Source organism: Pseudomonas sp. PF05 (assembly GCF_056521845.1).
Genome location: NZ_JBWLPW010000001.1, coordinates 426,291 through 452,814 on the forward strand (window position 1 = coordinate 426,291; position 26,524 = coordinate 452,814).

The window sequence follows — 26,524 nt, forward strand, 5'->3', positions numbered from 1 at the left end:
TTGTGCGGAGGCTGACTCATTCCGCAAACACTTAGATCTTTTGTATCAATATGCCTGCCATAAACCCGAGTCACTGCTGTGGGGGGACGCCGGAACTATAGGCTTCCTGACAAAAATTCAGCAAGAAATTGGTGTGTAGGAAACTTCCCTAAATTATGAGCGAGGATCGATTGCAGAGTCGCTAGGGCGCCAGAGTCTTTGGTTTTCTCAAACGGAATCGCCTGCTACGCGCCCTGGTAGTCTCGGCCACTATCATCTGATGGCGATTTTGCCTCGAAAAAAACTAAGCAGAGCGATACCTTGTCTCACTGGCTCATGCTCATACTAATGATGGATTCGGTTTGGATATCAACCAGGCTTAATGCGCCATCGGAAAATGAGCAGCCGGTGTCGATATATACGACATTGCCCAAGCGCATAATACTGGGCACTGTTGAATGTCCAACATAGAGTCGGTCTATTCCTTTGATGGGCGTGTGGTCGTTTTGCTCGATTTTTTCTCTGGCATACAGCGCTGTCTTCAAGGCTTGCCGCTGATGTTGCTCTCCAGTTTTTCCTGTGATTGCATCTTTGGCTTCCTGCCAGCCATCGTTACTTTGGATGACGGGGGCTTCGGCATGGACTATTCCAATTGTTTGATCGTTTAATAAGTCGATTTCAATGATCAATGGAAGTGCTTGCAAGGATTTTGAGAGTTCATGCTGGATGGTGGGTTGTAACTCGTACAGCCAGGCTCCACCATTTCGGATATGTCGGGGGATATCCCCATGCCCGGAGATACAGTCAATAAGCATCTGTTCGTGATTGCCACGCACTGCATGGAACCATGGCTTCTCAAGCCAGTTCAACACGTCCATGGAGTCGGGGCCGCGGTCGATGAGGTCCCCCACGGAAAAAATACGATCCAGCTCGGTGTTGAAGTCTAGTTTGTCTAAGGCCATTGTTAGAAATTTGAAATGCCCATGAATGTCGCCCACCACAAAGTCTCGACCTTCCTTGTTAGATGAGAATGATTTCGTCCTGTACATTTCGGTGGCTTTAGCAGACGTCAATTGACGGCGACTGTATCACTTAGCGAAATAAACCGTAAGGCGGTGAGCGAGGGGATAACGTTGTGCGGTCAAGCTTGAATCGCCTGTCCGATACACTTCTCAAAAACCTGCTCCATAGGCTCCATGACGCAGTTATAAGCCGCGATATTGGCGTAGATCCACTCGTCCTTCTCAATCCCCCACCAACTGATTTCAAACCCGGCATTCATGATGAGGTGTTCAAACAGAATACGCTGGGCACGGCCATTGCCTTCGCGGAAGGGGTGTACGACGTTGATGTCGGAATAGGCCTCTGCCACAGCGACGATCAGCTCAACCCGCTCCATGCCCTCGAACCAGTTTGCCGCGGCCATGTTGGCGAAGATCTTATTGGCTTCCTTCTCCATGTACTCAGGTTGGCAGAAGCGGGTGGCTTGTTTGGACATGCCAACGGTGCGCAGCTCTCCGGCCCATTCGAACAGGTCTGAAAAGAGGATTCGATGAATGTTTTGAAGGTAGGTCAGGCTGTAGGGAGGAGGGCTGAATTCGACGTTGTCCGCTGCGATGGCCGAGAGTTGTTGTTCGGCTTCGCTTAGGGTCGGTTCGTCTCGAATATCGAGTTTGTTGCGAAGGACGGTGGAGCCGGGATAGCAATAAGCGTCCTCGCCGACTCCATATTTGTCAGGCATCAGGTTCTGGTCTGGGTGAAGGCCTTCAAGACCTCTTCACGCGTTGGCATTTTGCGTTCGCCGTCCGCGAAGGTCGTTTTGAAACCTTCCAGACGGAGGCTGGCCGCGTAGTTGGATCTACGCGTCCTGGCGGCATAGGCCTTTTTGGTTTCAAGGCTGACATTGCCCATGGGCTGGACCTCAAATCGCGCTGGTGGGCGGATTATAGCCCATCCTGTTGGCGTGGCCTATGTTGCGGCCTGGACGAAAAGCGTTGGGCGCATTCGTTTCGAGATTTGTCCTTGTCGCCCATAGCTGCGCTGCCCAATCCATAGCCGGACACTCTCATCGGAAATTTCCCTCAAGCCGCGTCGCTCCCCGCTGACTATCCACCCAGTCACCCCGTGCGCTAAGTTTTCTCCGTCGCTGCAAATTCAGCGGCAGGGTGTGGAAGCCCTTACTCAAAGGCGCGTAGCGCCGCAAAATTTAAAGCAGACACTTTTCTTATGTCTGCTGTTAAATTACGGCGGCTGTACGCGGGGCGTCCTAGGGCGCGCCGGGTTCCTGAGTGCCGGTCTTCCACACCCGCGTACAGCTGCCACCCATCATGTGGAAGTGATGCTGGCAGATATTTCTCTTACTCAGGAAGTTAGCCAATGAAAAAGCTCACCCCCAACCCTCCGAAAACCACAGCCAATCCAAGGTGGCTTTCGTCTAGCGTCACCCAAGAATATCTCCTGCCAAATATCCGAATCTCGATCCCTCATTCGCTCCCTTTGCCTGCGGCATCCCAATCCGCCACTGACCTCCCATCCCCGCAGGAGTAACTCCCTCATGTCCCGCTACATGCCTATCACCGGAATCGAAAACAATTTCCACGCGCTCTTGATCGACACAGAAGCACCGTTGGACGTGCTGCACGACACCGCCGCTTACCGCATCGCCGCTGTCACCCAGTTGCTGGAGAACCTCGCCATGCGTTCCGACATCAGTACGGACGCCGTGATACTCCACGATTTTGCCCAAGTGCTAGCGATCCCCCTGCGCGATGGGTGTGATTTGCTGGATGTGATTGGGCGGCGATTGCAGGCGCAGGTCTTGGCTTTGTAATGGAAGTGGGCGATCTCATAAGGTCGCCTGCCTGACTCATCATCCCTTGCAGCCAGCGATTGTGGGAGCGAGCCTGCTCGCGATAGCGGTGGGTCAGTTGATGGAGGCGTTGGATGTGATGCCGTCATCGCGAGCAAGCTCGCTCCCACAGGTTGGTCGGCGTTTTGATGGGTTTGCTTATATCCCCCCTGGGGGGATAGGATGGCGGGGTAAATTCATCGAAACCCAAGGCTCAAACCATGACTGAGCACGACCACGAACATCCCCACCAAAGCCATGCGGCGATCATCAAGCGGCTCAAGCGCGCGGACGGTCATTTACGCAGCATTATCACGATGATCGAAGAGGGGCGTGAGTGCGTGGATATCGCCCAGCAGTTGCATGCGGTGGAGAAAGCGGTGTGCCAGGCCAAGCGGACGTTGATCCAGGATCACATCGATCACTGCCTGGAGGACACCGTTTCGTCGTTGCATAAAGGCGAGCGCGCGCCGCTGGAAGCCTTCAAACAAATCACCAAGTATCTCTAGGCCCGACATGCCCAATTTTGCTGAATTGCTGCAACAGGGTGGCACTCACGCCTGGTTGTATTTCCCCAGCGCTATCTTGCTGGGCGCCTTGCATGGCCTGGAACCGGGTCATTCGAAAACCATGATGGCGGCGTTTATCGTGGCCATTCGGGGCTCGGTCAAGCAGGCGGTGTTGCTGGGCTTGGCGGCGACGCTGTCCCACACCGCGGTGGTGTGGTTGGTCGCCATCGGCGGCATGTACCTGGGCCAGGGGTTGGACGCCGAAACCTCCGAGCCATATTTCCAGCTGGCCTCTGCCGCGCTGATCATTGCAATCGCGCTGTGGATGCTGTGGCGTACCTGGCGCGGCGAGCAGATGTTCAGGTTCGCGCAAAGTCATGAACACCATCATCACGATCACGATCACGATCATCATCACCACCACCACGAACATGACCACGGGCATCCCGAACCCAAAGGCCTGGTGCTGTCGCTGGAGGGTTATCAGGACGCCCACGAACAGGCGCATGCTAACGACATCCGCAAGCGCTTCACCCATCGGGAGGTCAGTACGGGCCAGATCATCATGTTCGGCCTGACGGGCGGCCTGATTCCTTGCCCCGCGGCCATTACCGTGCTGCTGCTGTGCCTGCAAGTCAAAGAAGTCGCGCTGGGCGGCCTGCTTGTCCTGTGTTTCAGCATCGGCCTGGCGATGACCCTGGTGACCGTGGGGGCTGCAGCGGCCATTGGTGCAAGGCAGGCGTCCAATCGCTGGCCTTGGCTGGGCACCGTTGCGCGCCGGGCACCTTACCTGTCCAGCGTGTTGATCATCGGCGTCGGTCTCTACGTGGGTTTCCACGGCTGGATCGGCTTGAGCGCGTAGCCTCCACCGATCAGTTCGCACCTTCTGGCGCAGAGGGTGCGCTGCCCAGCCGCTGCAAAGAAGCGCCTTCCAAGGTCTTCCACAGCTTACGCATCGTTGGGTTGCGATTGGCAATCGCACAGTACGAGCGAATCTCCAGGCGCGTGCTCCATTGCTCGCCACCGGCCCGCACCAACAGCCCTCGCTCCAACTCGTCGGCCACCGCGCTCTGCGGCAACCAGGCCACGCCGTAGCCCTCGATAGCCATGCGCATCAGCAGCATCGCCATGTCCGCTTCATAGCAGCGCTCCAGGGCGATCGGTTCAGGGCCGTTGTTGATGACGATATCCGCCACGCGTCCGAGGAACGTCGTTGCTGTGTAGGCCAGGTAGGGCACCGGTTTGCCAGCGCGGCCGGGCAGGCGGAACAGTGGTTCGCCCTTGCGGTTGGGCGCGCACAGGGGGATGAACGCATCGTGGCCGAGCACCAGGCTGCCAAAACGCTCCGCGTCCAGGAGGATGGGCGCAAGCGGATGGTGGTAGACCATCATCAAGTCGCAACTGCCTTCCTCCAATGCAATGACGGCGTCATGAATGTTGGCGGCCACCACTCGGGCGTTGAACTGCTCGTTGTGTTGCTGGAACTGCGAGAGCCACTTGGGCAAGAAGGTCATCGACAGGCTGTGGCCAGCGGTGATCTGGATCGAGCGTCCCGGCATTCGTTCTACGTCGCGCAGTGTCGAGCGCAACCTCAGTAAGCCGGCGAGGGCCTCTCGGCTTTCATCGCAGAAGGTGACTCCCGCGGGGGTGAGTTGGACAGGGTAGGTGCCCCGGTCCACCAGCTTGACGCCCACCCACTCCTCAAGTGAGCGGATACGCCGTGACAAGGCCGATTGCGTCACGCAACGAACCTCGGCGGCGCGGGAGAAATTTTTCCATTCGCCAATCGCCAGAAGATCATCCAGCCATTTGAGTTGCATACCGAGAACTCCCGCTTGTGAGAGCACGATTTTACTGTGCAATCGCCCGGTACAGCGTGGCCTTTCGCTAAGTATTCCAAAAGCGCATGGGGCTAGCTGGATTACTCATCATCCTCGCGAATCCGCTCCTTAGAATCGATCCTGCCAAGTAAAAAAACTCCAAGAACTACTTGAGGACAGCACCGTGAAGAAGAATAAGCTCCCACGTCGAATTGCAATGGGCATTGCCCTGGGCGTACTGGTTGGTTGGGCGTGTCACCATTTCGCAGGGAGCGAGCAAAGTGCCAAAGAGATCGCTAGTTACTTCTCGATGGTCACTGATATTTTCCTGCGCATGATCAAGATGATCATCGCACCGCTGGTTTTTGCGACGCTGGTCGGCGGTATCGCCAGCATGGGTAATTCACGTTCCGTCGGCAGGATCGGGGCTCGGGCGATGGCTTGGTTTGTCACCGCCTCGGTCGTCTCGCTGCTGATCGGGATGGGCCTGGTCAACCTGTTTCAACCCGGTGCCGGGTTGAACATGGACGTGGCCCAGCACGCAACGGCGGCCGTGCCGGTCAACACCGGTGACTTCAGTCTCAAGGCGTTCATCGGCCATGTGTTTCCGCGCAGCATTGCCGAAGCGATGGCCAACAACGAGATCCTGCAGATCGTGGTGTTTTCGCTGTTCTTCGGCTTTGCACTGGCTGGCGTGAAACGGGCGGGTTACACCCGGATCACCGATTCCATCGAAGAGCTGGCGAAGGTGATGTTCAAGATCACCGACTACGTGATGGCCTTCGCGCCGATTGGGGTGTTTGCCGCCATCGCCTCGGCCATTACCACCCAGGGGCTTGGCTTGCTGGTGGATTACGGCAAGCTGATTGCTGAGTTCTACCTGGGGATCCTGATCCTGTGGGCGTTGCTGTTCGGTGCCGGTTACCTGTTCCTCGGCCGCTCGGTTTTTCACCTCGGCAAGCTTATTCGCGAACCGATTCTCCTGGCCTTTTCCACCGCCAGCAGCGAATCCGCCTACCCGAAAACCATCGAGGCGCTGGAGAAATTTGGTGCACCAAAACGCGTGTCCAGTTTCGTGTTGCCCCTGGGTTATTCGTTCAACCTCGACGGTTCCATGATGTACCAGGCGTTCGCCATCCTGTTCATCGCGCAGGCCTACAACATTGATTTGAGTTTCACGCAGCAGATACTGATTCTTCTGACACTGATGATCACCAGCAAGGGCATGGCCGGTGTCGCGCGGGCTTCGGTGGTCGTGGTTGCGGCGACGTTGCCGATGTTCAATCTTCCCGAGGCGGGGTTGCTGTTGATCATCGGCATCGACCAGTTCCTCGACATGGCCCGCACGGCCACCAACGTGGTGGGTAACAGCATTGCGACGGCGGTGGTCGCCAAGACCGAACCGCACGAAGAGGCCGACGAGGACGAGGGCATTCATTCCCCTGTTCGGTCTCGATCCGAGCCGGTGCCGGTGGCTTGAGGAGACGTTCATGAAGGCTAAAGTGAAGTCGAGCCACAAGGCCTCTGTGGTTCGCAAGTTGGGTATCGTCGGTGGGCTTGGGTCACTGGCCGGGGGCGATCTGTTCTACAAGCTGGTCAAGTCCCGGGCGGTGCTCGAGGATCAGGGGCGCTACCATTTCCTGTTCGAGCAGCACCCGTTCAAGGACGTGCTGTTGCCGCTGGACCAGGGCGCGAGCATGACGTCGCGCAAGTTCTATGTGTTCCAGGTGTGCAAGTCGTTCGAGGACAGTGGCTTCGATGCGGTGATGCTCCCGTGCTTCGCCAGCCATACCTTTCGCGCTGAAATCGAGGAGGAGTTGGGCATTCCCGTGCTGGACATGATGGCCGCCTTGACCCGGCACGTCAGCCACACGGTGCCGCCCCAGACGACGTTGGGGGTGATCGCCTCCGACTTCGTGCGCCATTGCGGATTGTTCGAGCGACATTTCGGCAAAGACTTCCAGATTGTTTACCTCGACGCAGACGCTCAAGCGGGGTTGATGGAGGCGATGTACGGCCTCAACGGCATCAAGGACGGTCACCTCGAAGGCGTGCCGCTTGAAGCGGTCTACCAGGCGTGCCTCTCGTTGCAGGCCCAGGGTGCGACGGTGATCCTGCCGGGCATGACCGAACTTTCCCTCGTCTGCGCCGACTTGCAGCGTCGCGGGATAACCGTGCTGGACATCAATGAGATCTACGCCGACTTTGCAACGCTGGACCAGCAACCCAGGCGCCCACCGTTCAAGCTGGGCATCGTGGGGGGCGTCGGGCCTGCCGCCACGGTGGACTTCATGGCCAAGGTGGTGGCCAGTACCCCAGCGGGAAAGGACCAGGACCACATCAAGATGGTGGTCGAGCAGAACCCGCAGATACCCGATCGGACGGCCAATCTGCTGCGCGATGAGACCGATCCGACGATGGCGATGTATGCCACGTGCAAACGTCTCGAAAGTGCCGGCGCCAATGCCATTGCGATTCCCTGCAATACCGCCCATGCCTTCGTCGAGCGCATCCAGGCGCACCTACGGGTGCCCATCGTGAACATGCTGAGCGAGACCGTGGAGTGGATCGCGCGCACCTATGGTTCGGGCAAGGCGATTGGCCTGCTGGCGACTTCCGGTACTGTACAGAGCCAGGTCTATCACCAGGCGGCGCGCCATGCCGGGCTTCAGGTGCTCACGCCAGGTGTCGATTATCAGGCGATGGTCATGGACGCCATCTACGGACCGCGCGGTATCAAGGCTGGCTTCACGCAGGGGCTCTGCAAGGAGCAACTGTTGCTGGCGGCCGAGCATTTGTGCGAGCTGGGGGCGGGGGTGTTGATCCTGGGGTGCACGGAGTTGCCGCTGGTGCTGGCGCATTGCGAGGCGTTCGACATCCGTGGGCACAGGGTGGCGCTGGTTGATCCGACGATGATCCTGGCGCAGAGGTGCGTTGCGTTGGCGCAGAGGCATGGCTCTGTGGGAGCAAGGCTTGCCCGCGATGAAGCCGACGCGGTCTCCTGAAAGCCAAGGTAACGGCATCGCGAGCAAGCTTTGCTCCCACGGATGAATCAACCAGCCTTGGCCGGCCCGCGCAATGCCGCAATGTCCCGCTTGGGCGGCACGCCAAACAAGCGGGCATATTCGCGACTGAACTGGGACGGGCTTTCATAACCCACCTTGAAGGCGGCACTCGCCACGTCCACGTGCTCGGCACCGCTCTGTGGGAGCAAGGCTTGCCCGCGATGAAGCTGACGCGGTCTCCCGAAGGCCAAGGTGCCTGCATCGCGAGCAAGCTTTGCTCCCACGGATGAATCAAACCGCCTTGGCCGGCCCGCGCAACGCCGCAATGTCGCGCTTGGGCGGCACGCCAAACAAGCGGGCGTATTCGCGGCTGAACTGGGAAGGGCTTTCATAACCCACCTTGAAGGCCGCACTCGCCACGTCCACGTGCTCGGCACCGCTCTGTGGGAGCAAGGCTTGCCCGCGATGAAGCTGACGCGGTCTCCCGAAGGCCAAGGTGCCTGCATCGCGAGCAAGCTTTGCTCCCACTGATGAATCAAACCGCCTTGGCCGGCCCGCGCAATGCCGCAATGTCGCGCTTGGGCGGCACGCCAAACAAGCGGGCGTATTCGCGGCTGAACTGGGAAGGGCTTTCATAACCCACCTTGAAGGCCGCACTCGCCACGTCCACGTGCTCGTTGAGCATCAAGCGTTTTGCTTCGTTCAACCGCAGCCACTTCTGGTATTGCAGCGGGCTCATCGCCGTGAGCTGGCGGAAGTGGTGGTGAAACGTCGGCGCACTCATTTGCACCCGCGCGGCGAGGTCGTCTACGCGCACGGGTTCGGTGTAGTTCAATTTCAACCAGTCGATGGCCTTGGCGATCCGGTAGCCCTGGCTATCGACCGAAACGATCTGCCGCAGCCGGGCGGCCTGGTCGCTGAGCAGCAGCCGGTAGTGAATCTCACGCTGGATCAACGGCGCGAGTATGGGGATCGCTTCGGGTTCATCCAGCAACCCCAGCAGGCGTGCGAACGGCGCCAGCAGGTCGGGTGTCGCGGTGCCGATTCCCGCGCCGATCCCGACTGCTCGATCACGCGGCGGCGACAGGCTGCCTTGGGCGATAAGATCGGCCACCATGCGCAAGTCGAGCCTCAGGACCAGGCCCAGGCAGGGCTGTTCGGGGCTGGCCTGCATCACCTCGGAATTGGCCGGGATGTCCAGGGAGGTCATGAGGAACCGCCCGGTGTCGTAGCCATAGGCTTCGCCTCCGATCCACACCTGCTTCTCGCCTTGGGCCACCAGCACGATGCTCGGTTCGATCATGCAAATCACCGGCGGCGCCGGGGCGTCACGCCGAAAGAAGACGAGGCCGGCGATGGGCGTTTCAAAGTCGCCCGGGTGTGAGGTCCGGGCGCCGATGATAGCGGCCAGAGTCTCTTGTACGGATCTGCGTTGGGTGGCCATGTCGGTTCCGGATGTCATCTCGGCTCAAGCGCTATAGGCAGAACATTAACTCGCCAAGCGAAGCGCTGCCTATACCGCGATAGAAACACTCATAGGATCAGGCAAGCATCTCAGCGTAATGCACTACCGGCCGGCCGGGCCTAGCCCTGAAGATACAACCTCACTCAAACCAGCAAGGAGTCTTCTGATGCGTGTACAAGCCTATGGCGCTCACGCGGGCGACAAGCCCCTTGAGCCCCTGCAGATCACCCGTCGCATGCCGGGCGCGCATGACGTCCGGATCGACATCGCTTTTTGTGGTATCTGCCATTCGGACCTGCACCAGGTGCGTGCCGAGTGGGCGGGTACCCAGTTTCCTTGCGTGCCGGGTCACGAAATCGTCGGCCGGGTCGCGGCGGTCGGCGCCCATGTGTCCGGCTTCAAGACCGGCGACCTGGTGGGCGTTGGCTGCATTGTCGACAGCTGCAAGCACTGTGACGACTGCGACAGCGGCCTGGAAAACTATTGTGACGGGATGATCGGGACCTACAACTTCCCAACCCCGGATGAACCCGGTTGGACGCTGGGCGGTTATTCGCAAAACATCGTGGTGCATGAGCGCTACGTGTTGCGCATTCGTCACCCCGAAGCCCAGCTTGCCGCCGTCGCGCCGCTGCTTTGCGCAGGCATCACCACCTATTCGCCGTTGCGCCACTGGAACGTCGGGCCGGGCAAGAAGGTTGGTGTGGTCGGCATCGGCGGCCTGGGCCACATGGGCATCAAGCTCGCCCATGCGATGGGGGCTCACGTCGTGGCATTCACCACGTCCGAGTCCAAGCGTGAGGATGCCAGGCAGTTGGGGGCCGACGAGGTCGTCGTGTCGCGCAATGCTGAAGAAATGGCCGCGCACACCAAGCGTTTCGATTTCATCTTGAACACCGTGGCGGCCCCTCACGATCTGGACGCGTTGCTGGTGCTGCTCAAGCGCGACGGCACGATGGCCCTGGTGGGCGCCCCGGCAACTGCGCATCCTTCGCCGAATGTCTTCAACCTGATCATGAAGCGGCGCACCCTGGCCGGGTCGATGATCGGCGGCATCCCCGAGACCCAGGAGATGCTCGATTTCTGCGCAGAGCACGGCATCGTCGCCGACATCGAACTGGTCCGGGCCGAGCAGATCAACGCGTCCTACGAACGCATGCTCAAGGGCGATGTGAAGTATCGCTTCGTGATCGATAACGCGACTTTGGCCGGCTGAAGACAGACGTCAACGGCCCGCTTGCCAACTGCTCGCGAAAGCGGTCTGCCAGAGACGGTGATGTTGGATGAGCTGCCGTCATCGCGAGCAAGCTCGCTCCCACACAAGAAACACAGGATTGTCCTCCAATGACCGATAACCCCTTGCCACAAGGCCAGCCCGCCTGGGGCGCGGTGCTTGCCATGGCCCTCGCCGCATTCGTGCTCGTTGCCTCGGAGTTCATGCCAGTCAGCTTGCTGACGCCGGTAGCGGCCGATCTTCACGTCAGCGAAGGGCAGGCCGGCCAAGGCATTGCCGTCTCTGGCGCCTTTGCGCTGATCACCAGCCTGTTCATCGCATCGCTCGCCGCCCGGGTCGACCGCAAATGGCTCCTTCTGGGGCTGACATTGCTGATGATCGTTTCAGGCACCGTGGCGGCGTTTGCACCAAACTATGCGGTATTCATGCTCGGTCGCGCGTTGATCGGCGTGGCGATTGGCGGCTTCTGGTCGCTGTCGGCAGCCACCGCCATGCGGCTTGTGCCGGACGATCAGGTTCCGCAGGCACTGGCCATCGTCAATGGCGGCAATGCCTTGGCGACGGTGGTCGCTGCGCCGCTGGGCAGTTTCCTGGGGGCGATCATCGGTTGGCGTGGCGCGTTTTTCTGCATCGTGCCCGTCGCCGCCATCGCCCTGGTCTGGCTGCTGTTACGCCTGCCCTCCATGCCTTCGCAGGGGAAGCAGGGCAGCACCAATGTCTTCAAGTTGATGACCCGGGCACCGGTCGCACTCGGCATGCTGGCGGTCAGCACGTTTTTCATGGGCCAGTTCATGTTGTTCACCTACCTGCGACCGTTCCTTGAAACGGTGACGCAGGTGAACGTTTCCATGCTGTCCTTCATGTTGCTGGTGATCGGTGTGGCGGGTTTGCTGGGCACCTTCCTGATCGGCGCCTGCTTGAAAAACAACCTCTATCGGACGCTCATCGTCATCCCGCTGTTGATGGCCGCGATTGCCATTGCCCTGGTGGTGTTCGGTGGCTCGGTAACGATCACGACCGTCCTGCTCGGCCTTTGGGGCTTGGTGGCCACGGCGGCGCCCGTAGGTTGGTGGACCTGGCTTTCGCGGACGCTGCCGGAAGATGCCGAAGCCGGCGGCGGCCTGATGGTGGCGATCGTCCAACTCGCCATCGCCGCGGGCGCGACAGTGGGTGGCCTTCTGTTCGACCTGAGTGGCTATCGCGCGACCTTTGAAACCAGCGCGGCGGTGTTGGGCGTTGCCGCTGTTCTTGCGGTGCTGGCTGCTCGGTCAGCGCTCCGGGAATCTTCATCGGCTACGCAAGCAACGCCCTATGGCTCGGTGGGTTGAGGCGAGCCGTGTAAGCCAAAGAAGGTTGAAAGGACGACCGTTGGGCGCTTCAGGTTGGTGGCATATTGATGGCTTGTTATGCTCTTGGTTTGTTATCCATCACGTTGGTTGATTGTGACTACCGAGCGAATTTCCCAATTAGAGCAAGCCCTTATGGCCGTTATCGCCGCCGCCGGGAAGAGGGGGATCAACAGCGATGAACTGTGTGCACACGCCGTGGGCGGGCTGATCTCCGATCCGTACTGGAGCTGGGCGGATACCCGATACGCGCAAGGTGCGGCTGACGAAATCGACAATGCCTTGCATAAACTCGTGGGCAGACCGGCGCAAGAACTGACGCCACCGGTGCCCGGGAACGATCCAACACTCGAATCAGCACCGCAGTTCTAGTGTGTTCTCCAACGAAATGGGCGACCTCAAGGGTCGCCCATTTGCGTTAAAGCCCCAGGCCTTGCTCTACCAGCGCGAGCAAGGTGTCCTCGTCCAGCATGGCGGGTTCAGGATGCGGTTGTGCGGACAGGCGCAGTGCCTGGAGATGCCAGAGCGATTCACCATGTTCGCCGAGTGTGCGCACGATGCAGTGTTCCTGCCCCTTCATATGGACTTCAATGCAGCCTTCGCCCTTGGACGAGAAACGCGCAATCGGGTCGAATGAAATGCGCTGGTGATTGCCTTCGATCACCAGTTGATCGATGGCGTAGCTGTACGTCGAACCGCTGGAATGACTTTCAAATACATGGGTGGGGTTACGCCGAATGTCCAGGCCTGCCTCGCACACGGGCGCCAACCAGATTTCGATCTGGCGATACAGTTCGTAGACCTGGGCGGGCCAGTGCTCGATCGCCAGGTCGGCGCAGTTGTCGGTATCGGCGCGGGTTTGCTGGGTTTTCCTCAGTTTGGCCGCTAGCTCGTCTGCCTTGCTCATGTCGATTCCCTGTCGTGATGATAGGTTGAGCTTAGCTGATGGGCTGGGGTGTTCATTTGCGCTGGGTCATGGGGTGGGGGAGCAAGCGCCTTCACAACATGGAAGCGGTGCCTGAGAGGTTCTGTTCATTTCGGTAACGCTTAAACTGCCAAGGCGCTGATCACGTGTTTCGGATCATTATGAATCGCCCGCAACAGCGCTTTAGCGGGACCGGTTGGCTCGCGTCGTCCTTGCTCCCAATTGCGAAGCGTGCCCAATTGGACGTCGATCAGTGCTGCAAATTTGGCTTGGGTCAGGCCGGTAGCCTTGCGTATTTCTTTCACCTGCAACGCATCGACGATGAACTCCCGGGACGGCTGGCGCTCGCCTCGAACGATTTCATCCATCTGTTGTACGCTTTCCATCAGCTCATCGAAAAATTTGCTCATGGTTATCTCCAGTGCTCGACAATCATTTTCAATGCTTTGCGTTGATCGACAGTCAAATCTTGCTGTTCATTTTTCGGGTATATCATCAACAGCGCGATCCGCGAAGCATGGACGAAGTGGTAGTAGATCACCCTGGCCCCACCCCGTTTGCCATGGCCTTTGGCTGCGATGCGGATCTTTCGGATCCCCCCGGTGGCTTCCATAACATCACCAGCGGAGGGGTTGCAGACCAATAGTTTCTGTAGGACAGCGAAATCATCGTCATCCATCAGTTCTTTGACTCGCCGGGTAAAATTGGAGTTTCAATAAAAATCATTGCTAATGTACGCCAGTGGCTTACTTTTGAGCAATCCTATTGAACTTCACCTTCCGATTCACCCCGTGAGTTGTAACCAAATTCGGGAATGCCCCGATGATCAGGACAGGACACAGGACCGAGCACCAACCATGCGCATGACAACACTGAGCAATAACGACCTGGGACCGTTGCGCGATGCGCTCACCCTGGCCGGTCTTCCCGTGGACGACCTGACGTATCCCGGTCGACAGTTCTTCAGCTTCAGCCACCAAGATGTTGTTGTGGCGTTTGGTGGCATCGAGGGGGAGGGGGCTGACCGGTTGCTGCGCTCACTGGTTGTCCTTGAGGGGCAGCGGGGCAAGGGTGCTGGCGCGGCGGTGCTGGCCGCTATCGAAGCGTTTGCCAAACGTGAGGGTGTAGAACGGCTCCATCTGCTGACCGACAGCGCCGCTGCGTTTTTTACCGGCCAGGGCTATCAGGCGGGGGACCGCTCGCTGGCGCCTGCTTCGATCAGTGCGACGGCCCAATTCAAAACCTTGTGCCCGGCCTCGGCGACGTACCTGAGCAAACGCCTCGTCTAGCGCAGCAGGTGCACCGCCAGCCCAGCCAGCCCGCACGCCAGCAACACCTGGATCACCCCCAGCTTGTAGCGAAACAGCGCAACGGCCGCCCCGATGGCGATGATTGCCGACGGCCAGTCCAGGGCACCGGCAAAACCGTTGGGCCAGAGTACGTGGTAACCGAAGAAGCACGCCAGGTTGAGGATCACCCCGACCACCGCCGCGGTGATCGCCGTCAGTGGCGCGGTGAATTTCAGCATGTTGTGCGTCGATTCCACCAGCGGGCCGCCGGCCAGGATGAACAGGAACGAGGGCAGGAACGTGAACCAGGTCACCAGCGTGGCCGCGACGGCCCCGGCGAGAAAGGCCTGTTCGGGACCAAACACCTGCATCACGTAGCCTCCGACGAAACCGACGAAGGCCACGACCATGATCAGCGGCCCGGGGGTGGTTTCGCCCAGGGCCAGGCCGTCGATCATCTGTGTCGGCGTCAGCCAGCCGAAGTGTCCGACGGCACCCTGGTACACGTAGGGCAAAACCGCATAGGCGCCGCCGAACGTCAACAATGCAGCCTTGGTGAAGAACCAGGCCATTTGCGTCAGCGTGCCTTCCCAGCCGAACACCGCGGTCAGCAGGCCCATTGGCAATGTCCACAACAGGACGCCGATGATCGCCAGCCGGGCGAGCCTGAAGGTGCTGAACCGTACGTGGTCCGGGGGCGGGGTGTCATCGTCGATCAATGCCGGGCCGAAGGATTGGTGCTTGCCATCATGGCCGCCCAGGCTGAATTTTTCCGGTATCCAGCGACCGCCCAGGTAACCGATGAGGGCGGCACCCAGCACGATCAGCGGAAAGGGCACGTTGAAGGCAAATATTGCGGTGAACGACGCCGCGGCGATCGCCCACAGCCAATTGTTCTTGAGTGCGCGGGAGCCGATCCGGTGGGCGGCATGCACGACGATTGCCGTCACGGCCGGCTTGATGCCATAGAAAATGCCCGCCACGACCGGCACTTCACCAAAGGCGACGTACAGCCAGGACAATGCGATGAGAATGAACAGCGAAGGCAGCACGAACAGCGCCCCGGCGATCACCCCGCCCCAGCTTCGGTGCATCAGCCAACCCAGGTACGTGGCCAGTTGCTGGGCCTCTGGCCCCGGCAGCAACATGCAGTAATTAAGCGCATGCAGGAATCGTCGCTCGGAAATCCAGCGTCGGCGCTCTACCAGCTCCTGATGCATGATCGAGATCTGCCCCGCAGGGCCGCCGAAGCTGATGAAGCCCAGTTTGAGCCAGAACCAGAAAGCCACGCGCAGGCTGACGGCGACGGGTCTGGTCAGGGGCTGTTCGTCGTCGGTTGGGGTCGGTTTGCTCATGGGGGACGGGGCACGTAGAAGTCAAAGGCGATCTACGGTATGGGGCGTTACGCAATTTGGATAGCCCCCCGGCAAGGTTTGCTTGTAAAAAGGTTTGCTTGTAAAAAACAGCCCTTCAAACAGTTGAAACACAAGGTTGAAACAATCATCGCCGGATCATTGCGCTTTCGCACAATCGCCCCAAGGAGTGGGTCAATGAAACAACGTCTTGCCATTGTCGTGCTGATCGTACTGGCATTGGGTTCCATGGGCGCGGCCAATGCCCGCCAGTCCGGTGACGCACGGGCGCAATCCGTGGCCGGGGTGTTCGACTACTATTTGCTGGCGCTGTCCTGGTCACCGACGTTCTGCCTGACTCACCAGGCGGATGCGCAGTGTTCCGGCAAAGGCTACGGCTTTGTGCTCCATGGCCTCTGGCCGCAATACACCCGCGGCGGCTGGCCGCAATCCTGTGCGCCCCAGGTGCCGTTGACGGCGGCGGAGCAGAAGAAGGGGTTGGCCTTGTTTCCTACTCGCAAGTTGATGGCGCATGAGTGGTACAAACACGGCACTTGCAGCGGCTTGGGCGCCATGGGCTACCTGGAGGTTGCCGACAAAGCCTTGGGCGCGGTGAAAATTCCATCGCAGTTGCAGCCGTTCAATTCCTCGTATTATTTCCAGGCGGATGAAATTGTCCGGTTGTTTCGCCAAAGCAATCCAGGCATCGGGCCTGACGGCATTGCGGTGATTTGCAGCGGGCCGCAACTGTCGGAAGTGCGGGTGTGCATGGACAAGGATTTAGAGTTCGCCGCGTGTGGCAGGGGCGTCAGGACACAATGCCGAGCCGGGGAGATCCGGGTGCCGCCGGTACGGTGAGAGCGGCAACCTGACCCTGGCAAGGGACCTGGCTCCCGCTCGGCTGCGCTGTAGGAGCTGTGTAGGAGTTGTGTAGGAGCTGTGTAGGAGCTGTCGAGTGCAACGAGGCTGCGATCTTTCCCCAGACACTTGAATCCCAAGTGAAAGATCAGATCAGATCAAAAGATCGCAGCCTTCGGCAGCTCCTACATGGGTAATTTCATCGTTCTGATGAGGGTATTTTTGTTGGCTCCTGGGCGGGTTTTTGGATCCACTGCAGCCACCCATCGGCTCTGCTGCAAAGGCAAATTGCCGCCTCACAAGCGGTAGGCTAAGCTCACGAATATTAGGGGCTTTGAGCGAATTCGCTCATGTTTTGCCCCCTTCAGGAATTCGCTTGCCTATCCCTATTTTCGATCCTTTCCATGTCCCGGGTGGTGCCTTGAAGCGCCTGCCGTTGCTCAAGGCAGCGGTTACGTTTATCGCGGCGGTGTGCCTGTGCCTGTGCGGTTTGCTTTACCTGCAACTGCAGCAGTCGCGCAGTCACGACCTGGAGTCGGCCCGCGTCGCTTCGGCGACCCTGACCCGGGCCATGGCCCAGCAGGCCCAGGACACCTTCCTCCAGGCTGATCTGGTGTTGGCCAGTCTGGCAGATTGGATCCAAATAGATGGCCTCGGCCCCGCCGTACAACCGCGCTTGCAGCAAACCTTTGCCCGACGTGTGCAATCGCTTGAGCAATTGCATGGCCTGTTCCTGTTCGACAAGCACGGTCACTGGGTGGTGACCTCCTTTGACGACCTGCACAGGGGCGCGGGGGTGGCGGATCGGGAGTATTTTGCTTTCCATCAACAGAATGCCTCCTTGGTCGCTCATATCGGCCCGGCGATCCGCAGCCGGCAAAACGGCGAATGGATCATTCCCGTTTCCCGGCGTTTGAATGATCAGGATGGCCACTTCCAAGGCGTGTTGATGGCCGGCATCAAAATGTCGTACTTCGACCGATTCTTCAAAAGCTTCAGCCTGGATGAGCAAGGCGAGATGGCCCTGGCTTTGTCTGACGGGACACTCTTGGCCCATCGCCCCTTCGATGAGGGGCGGATCGGTCACCCGTTGGCCCAGGAAAGTATTTACAACCATGCCCTGGCCAGCGGGATGTCTGGCGATGCACTCATTCGTTCGGCCTTCGACGGTGTCGTCAGGCTGTATGGGCACCAACATCTGCAGGCTTATCCGCTGGTGGTCACTGCCGCGATGTCTGAAGATGCGATCCTGGCGGGGTGGCATGACAGGGCTTTCCAATCCAGCCTCATTGTCGGCCTGGTGGTGCTGGGCATTTGCTTGTTCGGCTGGGTATTCGTGCGCCAGGTACGTACCAGCGAACGGATCGAGGCGGACTTGCGCAAGGCTCAAGAAGCGTTGGAGCTGATTGCCACCCATGACAGCCTCACCGGGCTGGCGAACCGGCGTCTGTTCGAACGGGCCCTGGACATTGAGTTCGGCCGGGGTGCTCGTCAGCGCAGCCCCTTGAGCCTGATCATGCTCGATATCGATTGCTTCAAGCGCTACAACGACGCCTATGGGCACGTGGCAGGCGATCATTGCCTGGCGGAAGTGGCCAAGGTGCTCAAGAGCTGCTGTCATCGCAAGGCCGATCTGGCGGTGCGTTATGGCGGCGAAGAGTTTGCGGTCCTGTTGCCCGATACCAATATTTCGGGGGCCATGGCGTTGGCCGAGCAGATCCGCCGCAGCGTCATCGACAAGCACATCACCCATTCCGGTTCCCCGACCGGCTACCTCACGGTGAGCCTGGGCTGCTATGCCTTTGTGCCCAGCAGCCTGGACAGCATCGAGGTCTTCATCCAGCGGGCCGATGCGGCGCTTTACCAGGCCAAGCACAGCGGCCGCAACCGTGTGGCGGTGTTATCGACGGAAAGTGGGCTCGATACGCTGGCGCGCTCGGATCGTTGAAGATCGGTTGGAATCATCGGCAACGTGTCACGGTCCATTGTTCAGACACTGCGCTGGCGGCATACACGAGGTGCGTAGGTTCTTTCGCAAAAAGCCGTGGGCTCGCCAACCGATCAGGTAGCGGGTGCTAAGGTTGGGAACACGACTGGCTCTGGATCTCACCGTTCTCGACACCGAAGCCAGCGTTGACAGGATAGGAGCAGGTCAATGGATTCCACTGCCGATAGCCCTTCGAACACTGCGCGTCACACACCGATTACCCGTCGCCTGGTCGTGGCGCTCGGGGCGATGTTTGTCCTGGGCGTCCTGGTGGCGGTTGCCGCATTGTTCAATATTGCGCAAAAGCTGGACGCCGAGGATGTGCGCAAGACGCATTTCTATATCGAGCGCGCCCTCGAGAATCGCATCACCGCCTCAAAAAACTACATCGCCAGTTACGCCTATTGGACCACGGCCTACGACCACCTCAACGGCGAGGTCGACGTGCAATGGGCCTACACCGAACAGAACATGGGCAAGACCCTGTTCACCAATGATGAATACGAGGGTGTGTTTGTCATTGATCGGCAACGCACCAAATATGCCGTGGTGCGCGGGCGCAATGTCCAGGATGAAGCTGCGGTTTATATGAATGCGCCGCTGACGGACCTGGTGGACCAGCTCCAGGCGCAGCCTGACCTGACAAAGTCGACGATCCGCTACACGTTGTTCGAGGGCTGGCCGGCCATCGTCACGGCTTCGGTGATTCTGCCCAACGACGAACGGCCCCAGGTCGAGTCCAAAGGCACCTCGGTCCTGCTGTTCGTCGACCAACTGACGCCCGTCAAGCTGCGCAAGCTGGGCAAGAGTTATGGCCTCACCGACTTGAATCTCAAGAAAGACACCGCGCTTGAGCCCGGCCAGCCGGCGGTGCCGCTGGACAGTACTGGCTTTAGTCTGGTGTCGCGCCTGGAGCGACCGGGCCAGCAATTGCTCTGGTCTCTGGTGCCGCCGTTGGGTGGTGCATTGCTGATTCTGGCACTGCTGACTGCCTACTTTTTTCGCTATGCATTGCGCACGGCACGGCATGTGGACGCCAGTTACGACAGCCTGGAACAGTCGGCGCATGCCCTCGAGGCCAGCGAAGAGCGCTTCCGGGCCGTGGCCGAGGCGGCCTCCGACTGGATATGGGAAATCGACGGCCAGCAACGCATCACTTATCTGTCGGGGCGTTTCAATACGGTCACCGGTTTTTCCGACCAGCAATGGCTGGGGCAGGACATCGAGCAACTGCTGTATTGCGACACCACGCCGATTGCCCTCTGGCTGGGCAAGTTGACGGAGGAACAGAACAACAGCAACTTGCGCTGTTCCTACCGCGATTACTCCGGGCAATTGCGCTTCTGCCGTGTATCGGCACGCCCGATCTACAACAAGACCGAGGTGGTGGGTTATCGCGGCACCGCCAGCGACATCACCGATGAAGTGGCGGCCCATGCCCAGGTCCAGCATCTGTCGATGCACGATGCGCTGACCGGCCTGCCGAACCGTAACAAGTTGGCGCGGCACCTGGATGATGCGCTGGTGGCCAAGGAGCATTCCGCGCCGCTGACCTTGCTGATGGTCGACCTGGACAACTTCAAGCCGATCAACGACTCCCTCGGCCACCCGGCCGGCGACGCGGTGCTGCTGGAAGTGGCCCAGCGACTGCGCGACTGCACCCGTGAGCAAGACCTGGTGGCGCGCCTGGGGGGAGACGAGTTCGTGTTGGTGCTCAACGGGATGGAGCACACCACTGAGATCGATCGATTCTGTGAGCGGCTGATCGACAGCCTGCAGCAGCCGATCCTCTACGAAACCCATTCGTTGCACATCGGCGCCAGCATTGGTATCGCTGTCAGCCGTCGCCAGGGTTATGTGCCCGGAGAACTGATCCGCTGCGCTGACATTGCCTTGTACCAGGCCAAGTCCGAGGGCAAGAAAACCTGGTGCTATTTCGCCTCGCAGATGAACGATCAGATCCAGCACCGGCGCCAACTGGAAAGCGACCTGCGCCAGGCTGTGAAGAAAAACGAATTCGTCCTGCATTTCCAGCCGCGCTACACCGTCGATGGTCGGGAGATCGTGGCGGTCGAGGCGTTGGTTCGCTGGCAGCATCCGACCCAAGGCTTGTTGAGCCCCGACGCCTTCATCCCATTGGCCGAGCAAACCGACCTGATTGTCCCGCTTTCGCGATGGGTATTGCGCGAGGCCTGCGAAACCGCACTGACGTGGCCGGGACAATTGATGGTCTCGGTGAATCTGTCACCGGCGCAGTTCGAGCGCAGCGATGTCGTGGAGGATGTGCGACAGGTGTTGGTCGAAACCCGTTTCCCGGCGAGTCGCCTGGAACTGGAGATCACTGAAAACGTGATGCTCAATGACGTTGATGGCGCTCTGCAGGTCATGAATGCCCTCAAGGAGCTGGGCGTGCGCTTGAACATGGACGATTTCGGTACCGGTTATTCGTCCCTCGGTTATCTGCGCACCTATCCATTCGATGGCATCAAGATCGACAAGCGCTTCATTGCTTCGATGAGCAACAGCAGCAACGACCGCGCCGTGGTACAAGCGATCATCAACCTGGGCAAGGCCATGGGGCTGACTGTGACTGCCGAGGGCGTGGAGACCCTGGCCCAGCTCGGTTCATTGGGCTCGGACCAATGCCACGAAGTGCAGGGTTATTTCCTCAGCCGGCCGATCGACAAGCAAGCCTTTGCGCGCTTGTTGGAGAAAGGCCAGCCCTTGTCGAAAACGGGTTCCTGAAAACCTGTTGCAACCACCCAGCCCGTTTGTCGGTCTCAACTGTGACTTGGCCTTTCGAGTTCTGGCGCTATGAAAAACCTTCGGATCGCGACCTTCAACATCAATGGCATCCGGGCCCGGCTGCCCAACCTGCTGGAATGGTTGGAGCGGGAAAAGCCCGACATTGCCTGCTTGCAGGAGCTCAAGGCCGTGGACAAGGATTTCCCGGCGGCGGAGCTGGAGTCGGTGGGGTATGGGGCGATCTGGCATGGGCAGGCGTCCTGGAACGGTGTCGCGATCCTGGCCCGTGACGCGCAGCCGCTGGAGAGCCGCCGAGGCCTGCCCGGCGGGGAGGATGACAGTCACAGTCGCTATCTGGAGGCGGCGGTGCATGGCGTGCTGGTGGGCTGCCTGTACCTGCCCAACGGCAACCCCCAACCGGGGCCGAAGTTCGACTACAAGCTGGCGTGGTTCGAACGGCTCATTGAATACGCCCAAGGGTTGCAGGCCAGTGATCATCCCGTGGTGCTGGCCGGTGACTACAATGTGGTGCCCACCGACATGGACATCTACAACCCGCGCTCCTGGCTCAAGGATGCGCTGTTACAGCCCGAAAGCCGCGCGTGCTACCAGCGGCTGCTGGACCAGGGCTGGACCGATTCGTTGCGCCACCTGTATCCGGACGAGCGGATCTACACCTTCTGGGATTACTTTCGCCAGCACTGGCAGAAAAACTCCGGGCTGCGCATCGATCACCTGCTGCTCAACCCGGTGGCCAGCGCCTACCTGAGCGAGGCCGGTGTGGACGCCTGGGTCCGGAACCAACCCCACCCCAGCGACCATGCGCCTACGTGGATCCGGCTGGCGTCACGCAAGCGGCTGTGACCAGGCGAGGCATCTGGGTCGATTGTTGTCTCTGTGAGGGGAATGCCTTATATCTGGCGGCCAATAGCCGTGCGCTTGTCGTGAGCGCAGCGCCGACCCTGGAAAAGGACACCCCTCATGAGTCATCCCCAACTGAGCGACACGGCCCGCTATCTGCGGCGCCTGGGTTTCGACGCCCCCCCAGCGCCGACCCTCGACACGTTGCGTCAACTGCAAGGGCGCCATACCGCCGAATTCCCTTTTGAAACCCTGTCGACGTTGCTGCGTCAACCCGTGCCCATCGATCTTGAATCGGTCGAACGAAAAATTTTCGAACAAGGGCGCGGCGGCTATTGCTATGAACTCAACCAATTGTTCCTGGCGTTGTTGCAGGAGCTGGGTTTCGACGCTCGCGGCATCACCGGGCGCGTGGTGATGAACGCGCCCGAAGGCACCTGGGCTGCCCGAACCCATCGGCTGAGCCTGGTGACGTTCGACGGTGTGCGCTACATCACCGACGTCGGCTTTGGTGGCATGGTGCCCACTGCGCCGTTGCTGCTGGACAGCCGTGAAGCACAAGTCACGCCCCATGAGCCGTACCGCATCGATACCCATGCGGACGGTTACCTGTTGCGCGCCAACGTCGCCGACGAATGGCGGCCGATGTACTTGTTCGATCTGCAACGCCAGGAAGACATCGACTACACCCTCGGTAATTGGTACGTCAGCAGCCACCCGGAGTCCCCGTTCATGGGGCGGTTGATGGTCGCCCGCACCGGCGATGGGCTGCGCAAGACCCTGAACGGCAACAGCTATGCGGTGCACCGGATGGGGCAGGAAAGCGAGCGCCGGTTGATCACCGACACCGATGAGTTGATCGACTTGCTGGAACAAGAATTTGGCTTGCGCGTACCGCCGCGCGAGCTGTTGCAGCCGGCGATCGTGGGGTTGCTCCAGGCATAGAAAACAGTTGGCCGGGGGATCCTGTTCCTGCGAATGGCAACAAGTTGTATACAACTCTATGGACATTTGTCCTGAGTTTTGAATACAGTGTGCCCATAACAAAAAACAGGGAATCCCCGAACCATGAAAACGCCCCATGTTTCACTCCCACGGCCCGAGGACGAAAACCTTGGCGTCGGCGCGAATATGGCTTACGGCCTGCAACATGTGTTGACCATGTACGGTGGCATCGTCGCCGTGCCATTGATCATCGGCCAGGCGGCCGGGCTCTCGCCCGCGGACATCGGTCTGTTGATTGCCGCGTCATTGTTCGCGGGGGGCCTGGCAACGTTGCTGCAAACCCTCGGCCTGCCGTTTTTCGGCTGCCAGTTACCCTTGGTGCAGGGCGTATCGTTCTCGGGCGTCGCGACCATGGTGGCGATTGTCGGCAGCGGCGGGGAGGGCGGCTTTCAAGCCATCCTCGGCGCGGTGATCGCCGCGTCCCTGATTGGTCTGCTGATCACCCCGGTGTTTTCCCGCATCACCCGGTTCTTTCCGCCACTGGTCACTGGCATCGTGATCACCACCATCGGCCTGACCCTGATGCCGGTGGCGGCGCGATGGGCCATGGGAGGTAACAGCCACGCCGCTGATTTCGGCAGCATGGCCAACATCGGCCTGGCCGCGGTGACCCTGGTGCTGGTGCTTGTGCTGAGCAAAATGGGCAATGCAACCATCTCGCGGTTGTCGATTTTGTTGGCGATGGTCATTGGTACTGTCATCGCCGTGTTCCTCGGCATGGCGGACTTCTCATCGGTCAGCCAAGGCCCGATGTTCGGCTTCCCGACACCGTTCCATTTCGGTATGCCGACTTTCCACATCGCCGCGATCCTGTCGATGTGCATTGTGATCATGGTGACCCTGGTGGAAACCTCCGCCGACATCCTGGCCGTGGGCGAGATCATCGACACCAAAGTCGACTCCAGGCGTCTGGGCAACGGTTTGCGGGCCGACATGCTGTCGAGCATGATCGCGCCGATCTTCGGCTCCTTTACCCAGAGTGCCTTTGCCCAGAACGTCGGGCTGGTGGCGGTGACCGGGATCAAGAGCCGTTTCGTAGTGGCGACTGGCGGGGTATTCCTGGTGGTGCTCGGCCTGCTGCCGTTCATGGGCCGGGTGATCGCGGCGGTGCCGACCTCGGTACTGGGCGGTGCCGGCATCGTGCTGTTCGGTACGGTGGCTGCCAGTGGTATTCGCACGCTGTCGAAGGTCGATTACCGCAACAACGTCAACCTGATCATCGTCGCCACCTCCATTGGCTTTGGCATGATTCCTATCGCCGCACCGAACTTCTATGACCACTTCCCGAGCTGGTTTGCGACCATCTTTCATTCGGGCATCAGTTCTTCGGCAATCATGGCGATCACGCTGAACCTGGCGTTCAACCACTTCACCGCGGGCAACTCCGACCAGCAATCGGTTTTTGCCGCTGGCACCGAGCGGGTGCTGCGCTACCAGGACCTGGCTGCGCTGCGTGAAGGTGATTACTTCAGCGATGGCAAGCTGCACGACTGCGATGGCAACGAGATTCCCGTGGTGGCTGAGCCTGTTCACGGGGCGGCGGAGCATGCGCCGGTACGACTCAAAAGCAGCGAGCACGTCTGACGAGTACACCGTGGCGAGGGGAGCTTGGTCCCGCTGGGCTCTGTAGGAGCTGGCGAAGCCTGCGATCTTTTGATCTTGATCTTTCGCTTGAGATTCAAGTGTCTGGGGAAAGATCGCAGCCTCGTTGCACTCAACAGCTCCTACATAGCTCCTACATAGCTTCTACGGCGTAGACCAGGAGCAGGCGCCCTCGCCACAGGGTTAGCCAGCGAATACAAAAAAGCCTGTGATCATTGATCACAGGCTTTTTTGTAGCACGCGGGAGGCTGATTACCAGCGACCGTAATGACCACGAGGCGGGCCATAGTAGTAGCCTCGTGGTGGCCCGTAATACACCGGCGCTGGGCGATAGTAGATCGGCCGCTCCACGTAAACCGGCTGTGGCTGGTAATAGACCGGCGGTGGTTGTTGCACATAGACCGGCTGTGGCTGGACGTAGACCGGTTGCTGCACATACACCGGACGATCACGGTTGATGAGGGCCGAGCCAACGATGGCCGAACCGACAATGGCGCCAAACACTGCGGGCCCCTCCCAACCACCACGACCGTGGGCGGATGCCTGGCCGGTGACCGCGAGTGCCCCCATGAGCAGGGCGATGATGGGAAGTTTACGATTCATGGCTGTTCCTCGTTTCGGCCCCGACGCTTGTGGTCTGCAACAGACCCGATGAGGGTCGCGGGGATACTTGCTCTGACAACGATTTTCTCAGGATTTGCGGCGCCGTTGGGTAAATATTGTGTAAGGTCTGTAGCGCTTTTCTTTACCGCACCGCGTTATCCAGGCGCCTTAGACCTGGCTGGGGCTGGCGGTATCATCATCGAATAAAGCCTTCGCAGCGGTGATTCCGTCTGTCCGAAAGTGAATTGCAAGGAGACACGCATGCAGATCAATCCCAACAAAGACACCCAATTGTGCATGTCGTTATCGGGGCGTCCCGGAAACTTCGGCCTGCGCTTTCATAATCACCTGTATGAACAATTGGGCCTGAATTTCTATTACAAGGCGTTCAGCAGCCAGGACCTGCCTGGCGCCGTGGGCGGTATCCGCGCCCTGGGTATTCGTGGATGCGGCGTGTCGATGCCGTTCAAGGAAGCCTGCATTGCCCTGGTGGACGAGCTGGACCCTTCCGCCGCCGCGATCCAGTCCATCAACACCATCGTCAATACCAACGGCCATCTGAAGGCCTACAACACCGACTACATCGCTATCGCCCAGTTGTTGCAAAGCCACGCCGTGCCCAAGGAATCGACCTTTGCCCTGCGCGGCAGCGGCGGCATGGCCAAGGCTGTGGCCAGTGCCTTGCGCGATGGCGGCTACAAGAACGGGCTGATCGTTGCCCGCAATGAAGCCGCCGGGCAGGCCCTGGCCGAGTCCCTGGGGTATGAATGGCAAGCTGACCTGGGTACCCGACGGCCACAGATGCTGATCAACGTCACGCCGATCGGCATGACTGGCGGCCCGGAGGCCGACCAGTTGGCGTTTGAGCCCCAGATCATCGCCACGGCCGAGACCGTGTTCGATGTCGTGGCGATCCCGTCGGAAACGCCACTGATCGTGCGCGCCCGGGCCGAAGGCAAACAGGTCATCACCGGGCTGGAAGTCATTGCGATCCAGGCCTTGGAACAGTTCGTGCTGTACACCGGCGTGCGGCCCAACCTGGAGCAATTTGAAAAAGCCGTGGCCTTCGCCCGGTCCATGTAGCAGCTGTC

At 59.7% G+C, this 26,524-nt stretch carries 25 protein-coding genes and 3 pseudogenes; 16 read left to right on the forward strand and 12 right to left on the reverse strand.

Annotated elements, in window-relative coordinates; translation table 11 throughout:
- Window positions 1-305: 305 nt before the first annotated feature.
- The 3 genes from AC09SL_RS01845 to AC09SL_RS01855 form a co-directional block, all read right to left on the reverse strand.
- Window positions 306-977, reverse strand: coding sequence for a metallophosphoesterase (locus AC09SL_RS01845; RefSeq protein WP_231139211.1), 672 nt, complete (start codon window positions 975-977; stop codon window positions 306-308).
- A gap of 143 nt (window positions 978-1,120) precedes the next feature.
- The gene (locus AC09SL_RS01850; protein ID WP_058542816.1) at window positions 1,121-1,720 is read right to left on the reverse strand and encodes a putative adenosine monophosphate-protein transferase Fic; all 600 of its coding nucleotides are present in this window, start codon (window positions 1,718-1,720) and stop codon (window positions 1,121-1,123) included.
- Window positions 1,720-1,890, reverse strand: coding sequence for a YhfG family protein (locus AC09SL_RS01855; RefSeq protein ID WP_003199786.1), 171 nt, complete (start codon window positions 1,888-1,890; stop codon window positions 1,720-1,722). Before AC09SL_RS01855 ends, AC09SL_RS01850 begins: the two co-directional genes overlap by 1 nt.
- A gap of 643 nt (window positions 1,891-2,533) precedes the next feature.
- Here AC09SL_RS01855 and AC09SL_RS01860 point away from each other — a divergent pair.
- The 3 genes from AC09SL_RS01860 (at window position 2,534) to AC09SL_RS01870 (ending at window position 4,198) form a co-directional block, all read left to right on the forward strand.
- Entirely contained in the window at window positions 2,534-2,809 is a 276-nt protein-coding gene (locus AC09SL_RS01860; RefSeq protein ID WP_018610006.1) for a hypothetical protein, read from the forward strand.
- A 239-nt stretch (window positions 2,810-3,048) separates the two neighbouring features.
- Entirely contained in the window at window positions 3,049-3,336 is a 288-nt protein-coding gene (locus AC09SL_RS01865; protein WP_058542815.1) for a metal-sensing transcriptional repressor, read from the forward strand.
- Between the two features lie 7 nt (window positions 3,337-3,343).
- Window positions 3,344-4,198, forward strand: a complete 855-nt coding sequence (locus AC09SL_RS01870) for a nickel/cobalt efflux transporter (protein ID WP_058542814.1) — start codon at window positions 3,344-3,346, stop codon at window positions 4,196-4,198.
- Between the two features lie 10 nt (window positions 4,199-4,208).
- On the opposite strand, the gene AC09SL_RS01875 is transcribed toward AC09SL_RS01870, so the two are convergent.
- A complete protein-coding gene (locus AC09SL_RS01875) occupies window positions 4,209-5,156 on the reverse strand; it encodes a LysR substrate-binding domain-containing protein (RefSeq protein WP_058542813.1) in 948 nt (315 codons plus the stop codon).
- Between the two features lie 184 nt (window positions 5,157-5,340).
- Between AC09SL_RS01875 and AC09SL_RS01880 the strand changes: the two genes are divergently transcribed.
- Together AC09SL_RS01880 and cuyB are read left to right on the forward strand one after the other, a co-directional pair.
- Window positions 5,341-6,636: a dicarboxylate/amino acid:cation symporter gene (locus AC09SL_RS01880; protein ID WP_058542812.1), complete on the forward strand. Its 1,296-nt coding sequence runs from the start codon at window positions 5,341-5,343 to the stop codon at window positions 6,634-6,636.
- 10 nt (window positions 6,637-6,646) lie between these two features.
- Window positions 6,647-8,161, forward strand: a complete 1,515-nt coding sequence (gene cuyB / locus AC09SL_RS01885) for a cysteate racemase (protein WP_064106773.1) — start codon at window positions 6,647-6,649, stop codon at window positions 8,159-8,161.
- Between the two features lie 47 nt (window positions 8,162-8,208).
- Here the strand turns inward: cuyB and AC09SL_RS01890 are convergent.
- The 3 genes and pseudogenes from AC09SL_RS01890 to AC09SL_RS01900 form a co-directional block, all read right to left on the reverse strand.
- Window positions 8,209-8,349, reverse strand: a pseudogene (locus AC09SL_RS01890) (AraC family transcriptional regulator); the annotation flags it as partial.
- A 103-nt stretch (window positions 8,350-8,452) separates the two neighbouring features.
- Window positions 8,453-8,593, reverse strand: a pseudogene (locus tag AC09SL_RS01895) (AraC family transcriptional regulator); the annotation flags it as partial.
- Between the two features lie 103 nt (window positions 8,594-8,696).
- On the reverse strand, window positions 8,697-9,605 hold the full coding sequence (locus tag AC09SL_RS01900) for an AraC family transcriptional regulator (protein WP_058542810.1): 909 nt from the start codon (window positions 9,603-9,605) through the stop codon (window positions 8,697-8,699).
- 187 nt (window positions 9,606-9,792) lie between these two features.
- Between AC09SL_RS01900 and AC09SL_RS01905 the strand changes: the two genes are divergently transcribed.
- The 3 genes from AC09SL_RS01905 to AC09SL_RS01915 all read left to right on the forward strand — a co-directional run bounded on the left by AC09SL_RS01905 (window position 9,793) and on the right by AC09SL_RS01915 (window position 12,578).
- Window positions 9,793-10,842 carry an NAD(P)-dependent alcohol dehydrogenase gene (locus tag AC09SL_RS01905; protein ID WP_058545609.1) on the forward strand — a complete coding sequence of 350 codons (1,050 nt, stop codon included), beginning with the start codon at window positions 9,793-9,795 and terminating at the stop codon, window positions 10,840-10,842.
- Between the two features lie 128 nt (window positions 10,843-10,970).
- Window positions 10,971-12,188 carry an MFS transporter gene (locus AC09SL_RS01910; protein ID WP_058545610.1) on the forward strand — a complete coding sequence of 406 codons (1,218 nt, stop codon included), beginning with the start codon at window positions 10,971-10,973 and terminating at the stop codon, window positions 12,186-12,188.
- A 153-nt stretch (window positions 12,189-12,341) separates the two neighbouring features.
- On the forward strand, window positions 12,342-12,578 hold the full coding sequence (locus AC09SL_RS01915) for a hypothetical protein (protein WP_175360461.1): 237 nt from the start codon (window positions 12,342-12,344) through the stop codon (window positions 12,576-12,578).
- Between the two features lie 46 nt (window positions 12,579-12,624).
- Here the strand turns inward: AC09SL_RS01915 and AC09SL_RS01920 are convergent, their stop codons facing one another.
- From AC09SL_RS01920 to AC09SL_RS01930, 3 genes and pseudogenes are all read right to left on the reverse strand, one after another.
- The gene (locus AC09SL_RS01920; protein ID WP_058545612.1) at window positions 12,625-13,113 is read right to left on the reverse strand and encodes a hypothetical protein; all 489 of its coding nucleotides are present in this window, start codon (window positions 13,111-13,113) and stop codon (window positions 12,625-12,627) included.
- Window positions 13,114-13,253: 140 nt separating this feature from the next.
- Window positions 13,254-13,541: a helix-turn-helix domain-containing protein gene (locus AC09SL_RS01925; RefSeq protein ID WP_058545613.1), complete on the reverse strand. Its 288-nt coding sequence runs from the start codon at window positions 13,539-13,541 to the stop codon at window positions 13,254-13,256.
- A 2-nt stretch (window positions 13,542-13,543) separates the two neighbouring features.
- Window positions 13,544-13,857: pseudogene (locus AC09SL_RS01930) on the reverse strand (type II toxin-antitoxin system RelE/ParE family toxin).
- Window positions 13,858-13,988: 131 nt separating this feature from the next.
- Between AC09SL_RS01930 and arsN2 the strand changes: the two are divergent.
- Window positions 13,989-14,420 carry an arsenic resistance N-acetyltransferase ArsN2 gene (arsN2, locus tag AC09SL_RS01935; protein WP_058545615.1) on the forward strand — a complete coding sequence of 144 codons (432 nt, stop codon included), beginning with the start codon at window positions 13,989-13,991 and terminating at the stop codon, window positions 14,418-14,420.
- Here arsN2 and chrA read toward each other — a convergent pair.
- On the reverse strand, window positions 14,417-15,775 hold the full coding sequence (gene chrA / locus AC09SL_RS01940; RefSeq protein ID WP_058545616.1) for a chromate efflux transporter: 1,359 nt from the start codon (window positions 15,773-15,775) through the stop codon (window positions 14,417-14,419). The genes arsN2 and chrA overlap by 4 nt on opposite strands.
- Before the next feature lie 195 nt (window positions 15,776-15,970).
- Here chrA and AC09SL_RS01945 point away from each other — a divergent pair, with 195 nt between their 5' ends.
- The 6 genes from AC09SL_RS01945 (at window position 15,971) to AC09SL_RS01970 (ending at window position 24,812) form a co-directional block, all read left to right on the forward strand.
- Entirely contained in the window at window positions 15,971-16,630 is a 660-nt protein-coding gene (locus tag AC09SL_RS01945; RefSeq protein WP_058545617.1) for a ribonuclease T2 family protein, read from the forward strand.
- Between the two features lie 376 nt (window positions 16,631-17,006).
- On the forward strand, window positions 17,007-18,578 hold the full coding sequence (locus tag AC09SL_RS01950) for a sensor domain-containing diguanylate cyclase (protein WP_058545618.1): 1,572 nt from the start codon (window positions 17,007-17,009) through the stop codon (window positions 18,576-18,578).
- Window positions 18,579-18,785: 207 nt separating this feature from the next.
- Window positions 18,786-21,362 carry a bifunctional diguanylate cyclase/phosphodiesterase gene (locus tag AC09SL_RS01955; RefSeq protein ID WP_058545619.1) on the forward strand — a complete coding sequence of 859 codons (2,577 nt, stop codon included), beginning with the start codon at window positions 18,786-18,788 and terminating at the stop codon, window positions 21,360-21,362.
- Between the two features lie 69 nt (window positions 21,363-21,431).
- On the forward strand, window positions 21,432-22,226 hold the full coding sequence (gene xth, locus AC09SL_RS01960; protein ID WP_058545620.1) for an exodeoxyribonuclease III: 795 nt from the start codon (window positions 21,432-21,434) through the stop codon (window positions 22,224-22,226).
- A 117-nt stretch (window positions 22,227-22,343) separates the two neighbouring features.
- Window positions 22,344-23,168, forward strand: coding sequence for an arylamine N-acetyltransferase family protein (locus tag AC09SL_RS01965; protein ID WP_058545621.1), 825 nt, complete (start codon window positions 22,344-22,346; stop codon window positions 23,166-23,168).
- Window positions 23,169-23,291: 123 nt separating this feature from the next.
- Window positions 23,292-24,812 carry a nucleobase:cation symporter-2 family protein gene (locus AC09SL_RS01970; protein ID WP_058545622.1) on the forward strand — a complete coding sequence of 507 codons (1,521 nt, stop codon included), beginning with the start codon at window positions 23,292-23,294 and terminating at the stop codon, window positions 24,810-24,812.
- Window positions 24,813-25,082: 270 nt separating this feature from the next.
- Here the strand turns inward: AC09SL_RS01970 and AC09SL_RS01975 are convergent, their stop codons facing one another.
- Window positions 25,083-25,433: a hypothetical protein gene (locus AC09SL_RS01975; RefSeq protein ID WP_058545623.1), complete on the reverse strand. Its 351-nt coding sequence runs from the start codon at window positions 25,431-25,433 to the stop codon at window positions 25,083-25,085.
- A gap of 261 nt (window positions 25,434-25,694) precedes the next feature.
- Here AC09SL_RS01975 and AC09SL_RS01980 point away from each other — a divergent pair, with 261 nt between their 5' ends.
- Window positions 25,695-26,516, forward strand: coding sequence for a shikimate 5-dehydrogenase (locus tag AC09SL_RS01980; protein WP_058545624.1), 822 nt, complete (start codon window positions 25,695-25,697; stop codon window positions 26,514-26,516).
- Window positions 26,517-26,524 lie beyond the last annotated feature (8 nt).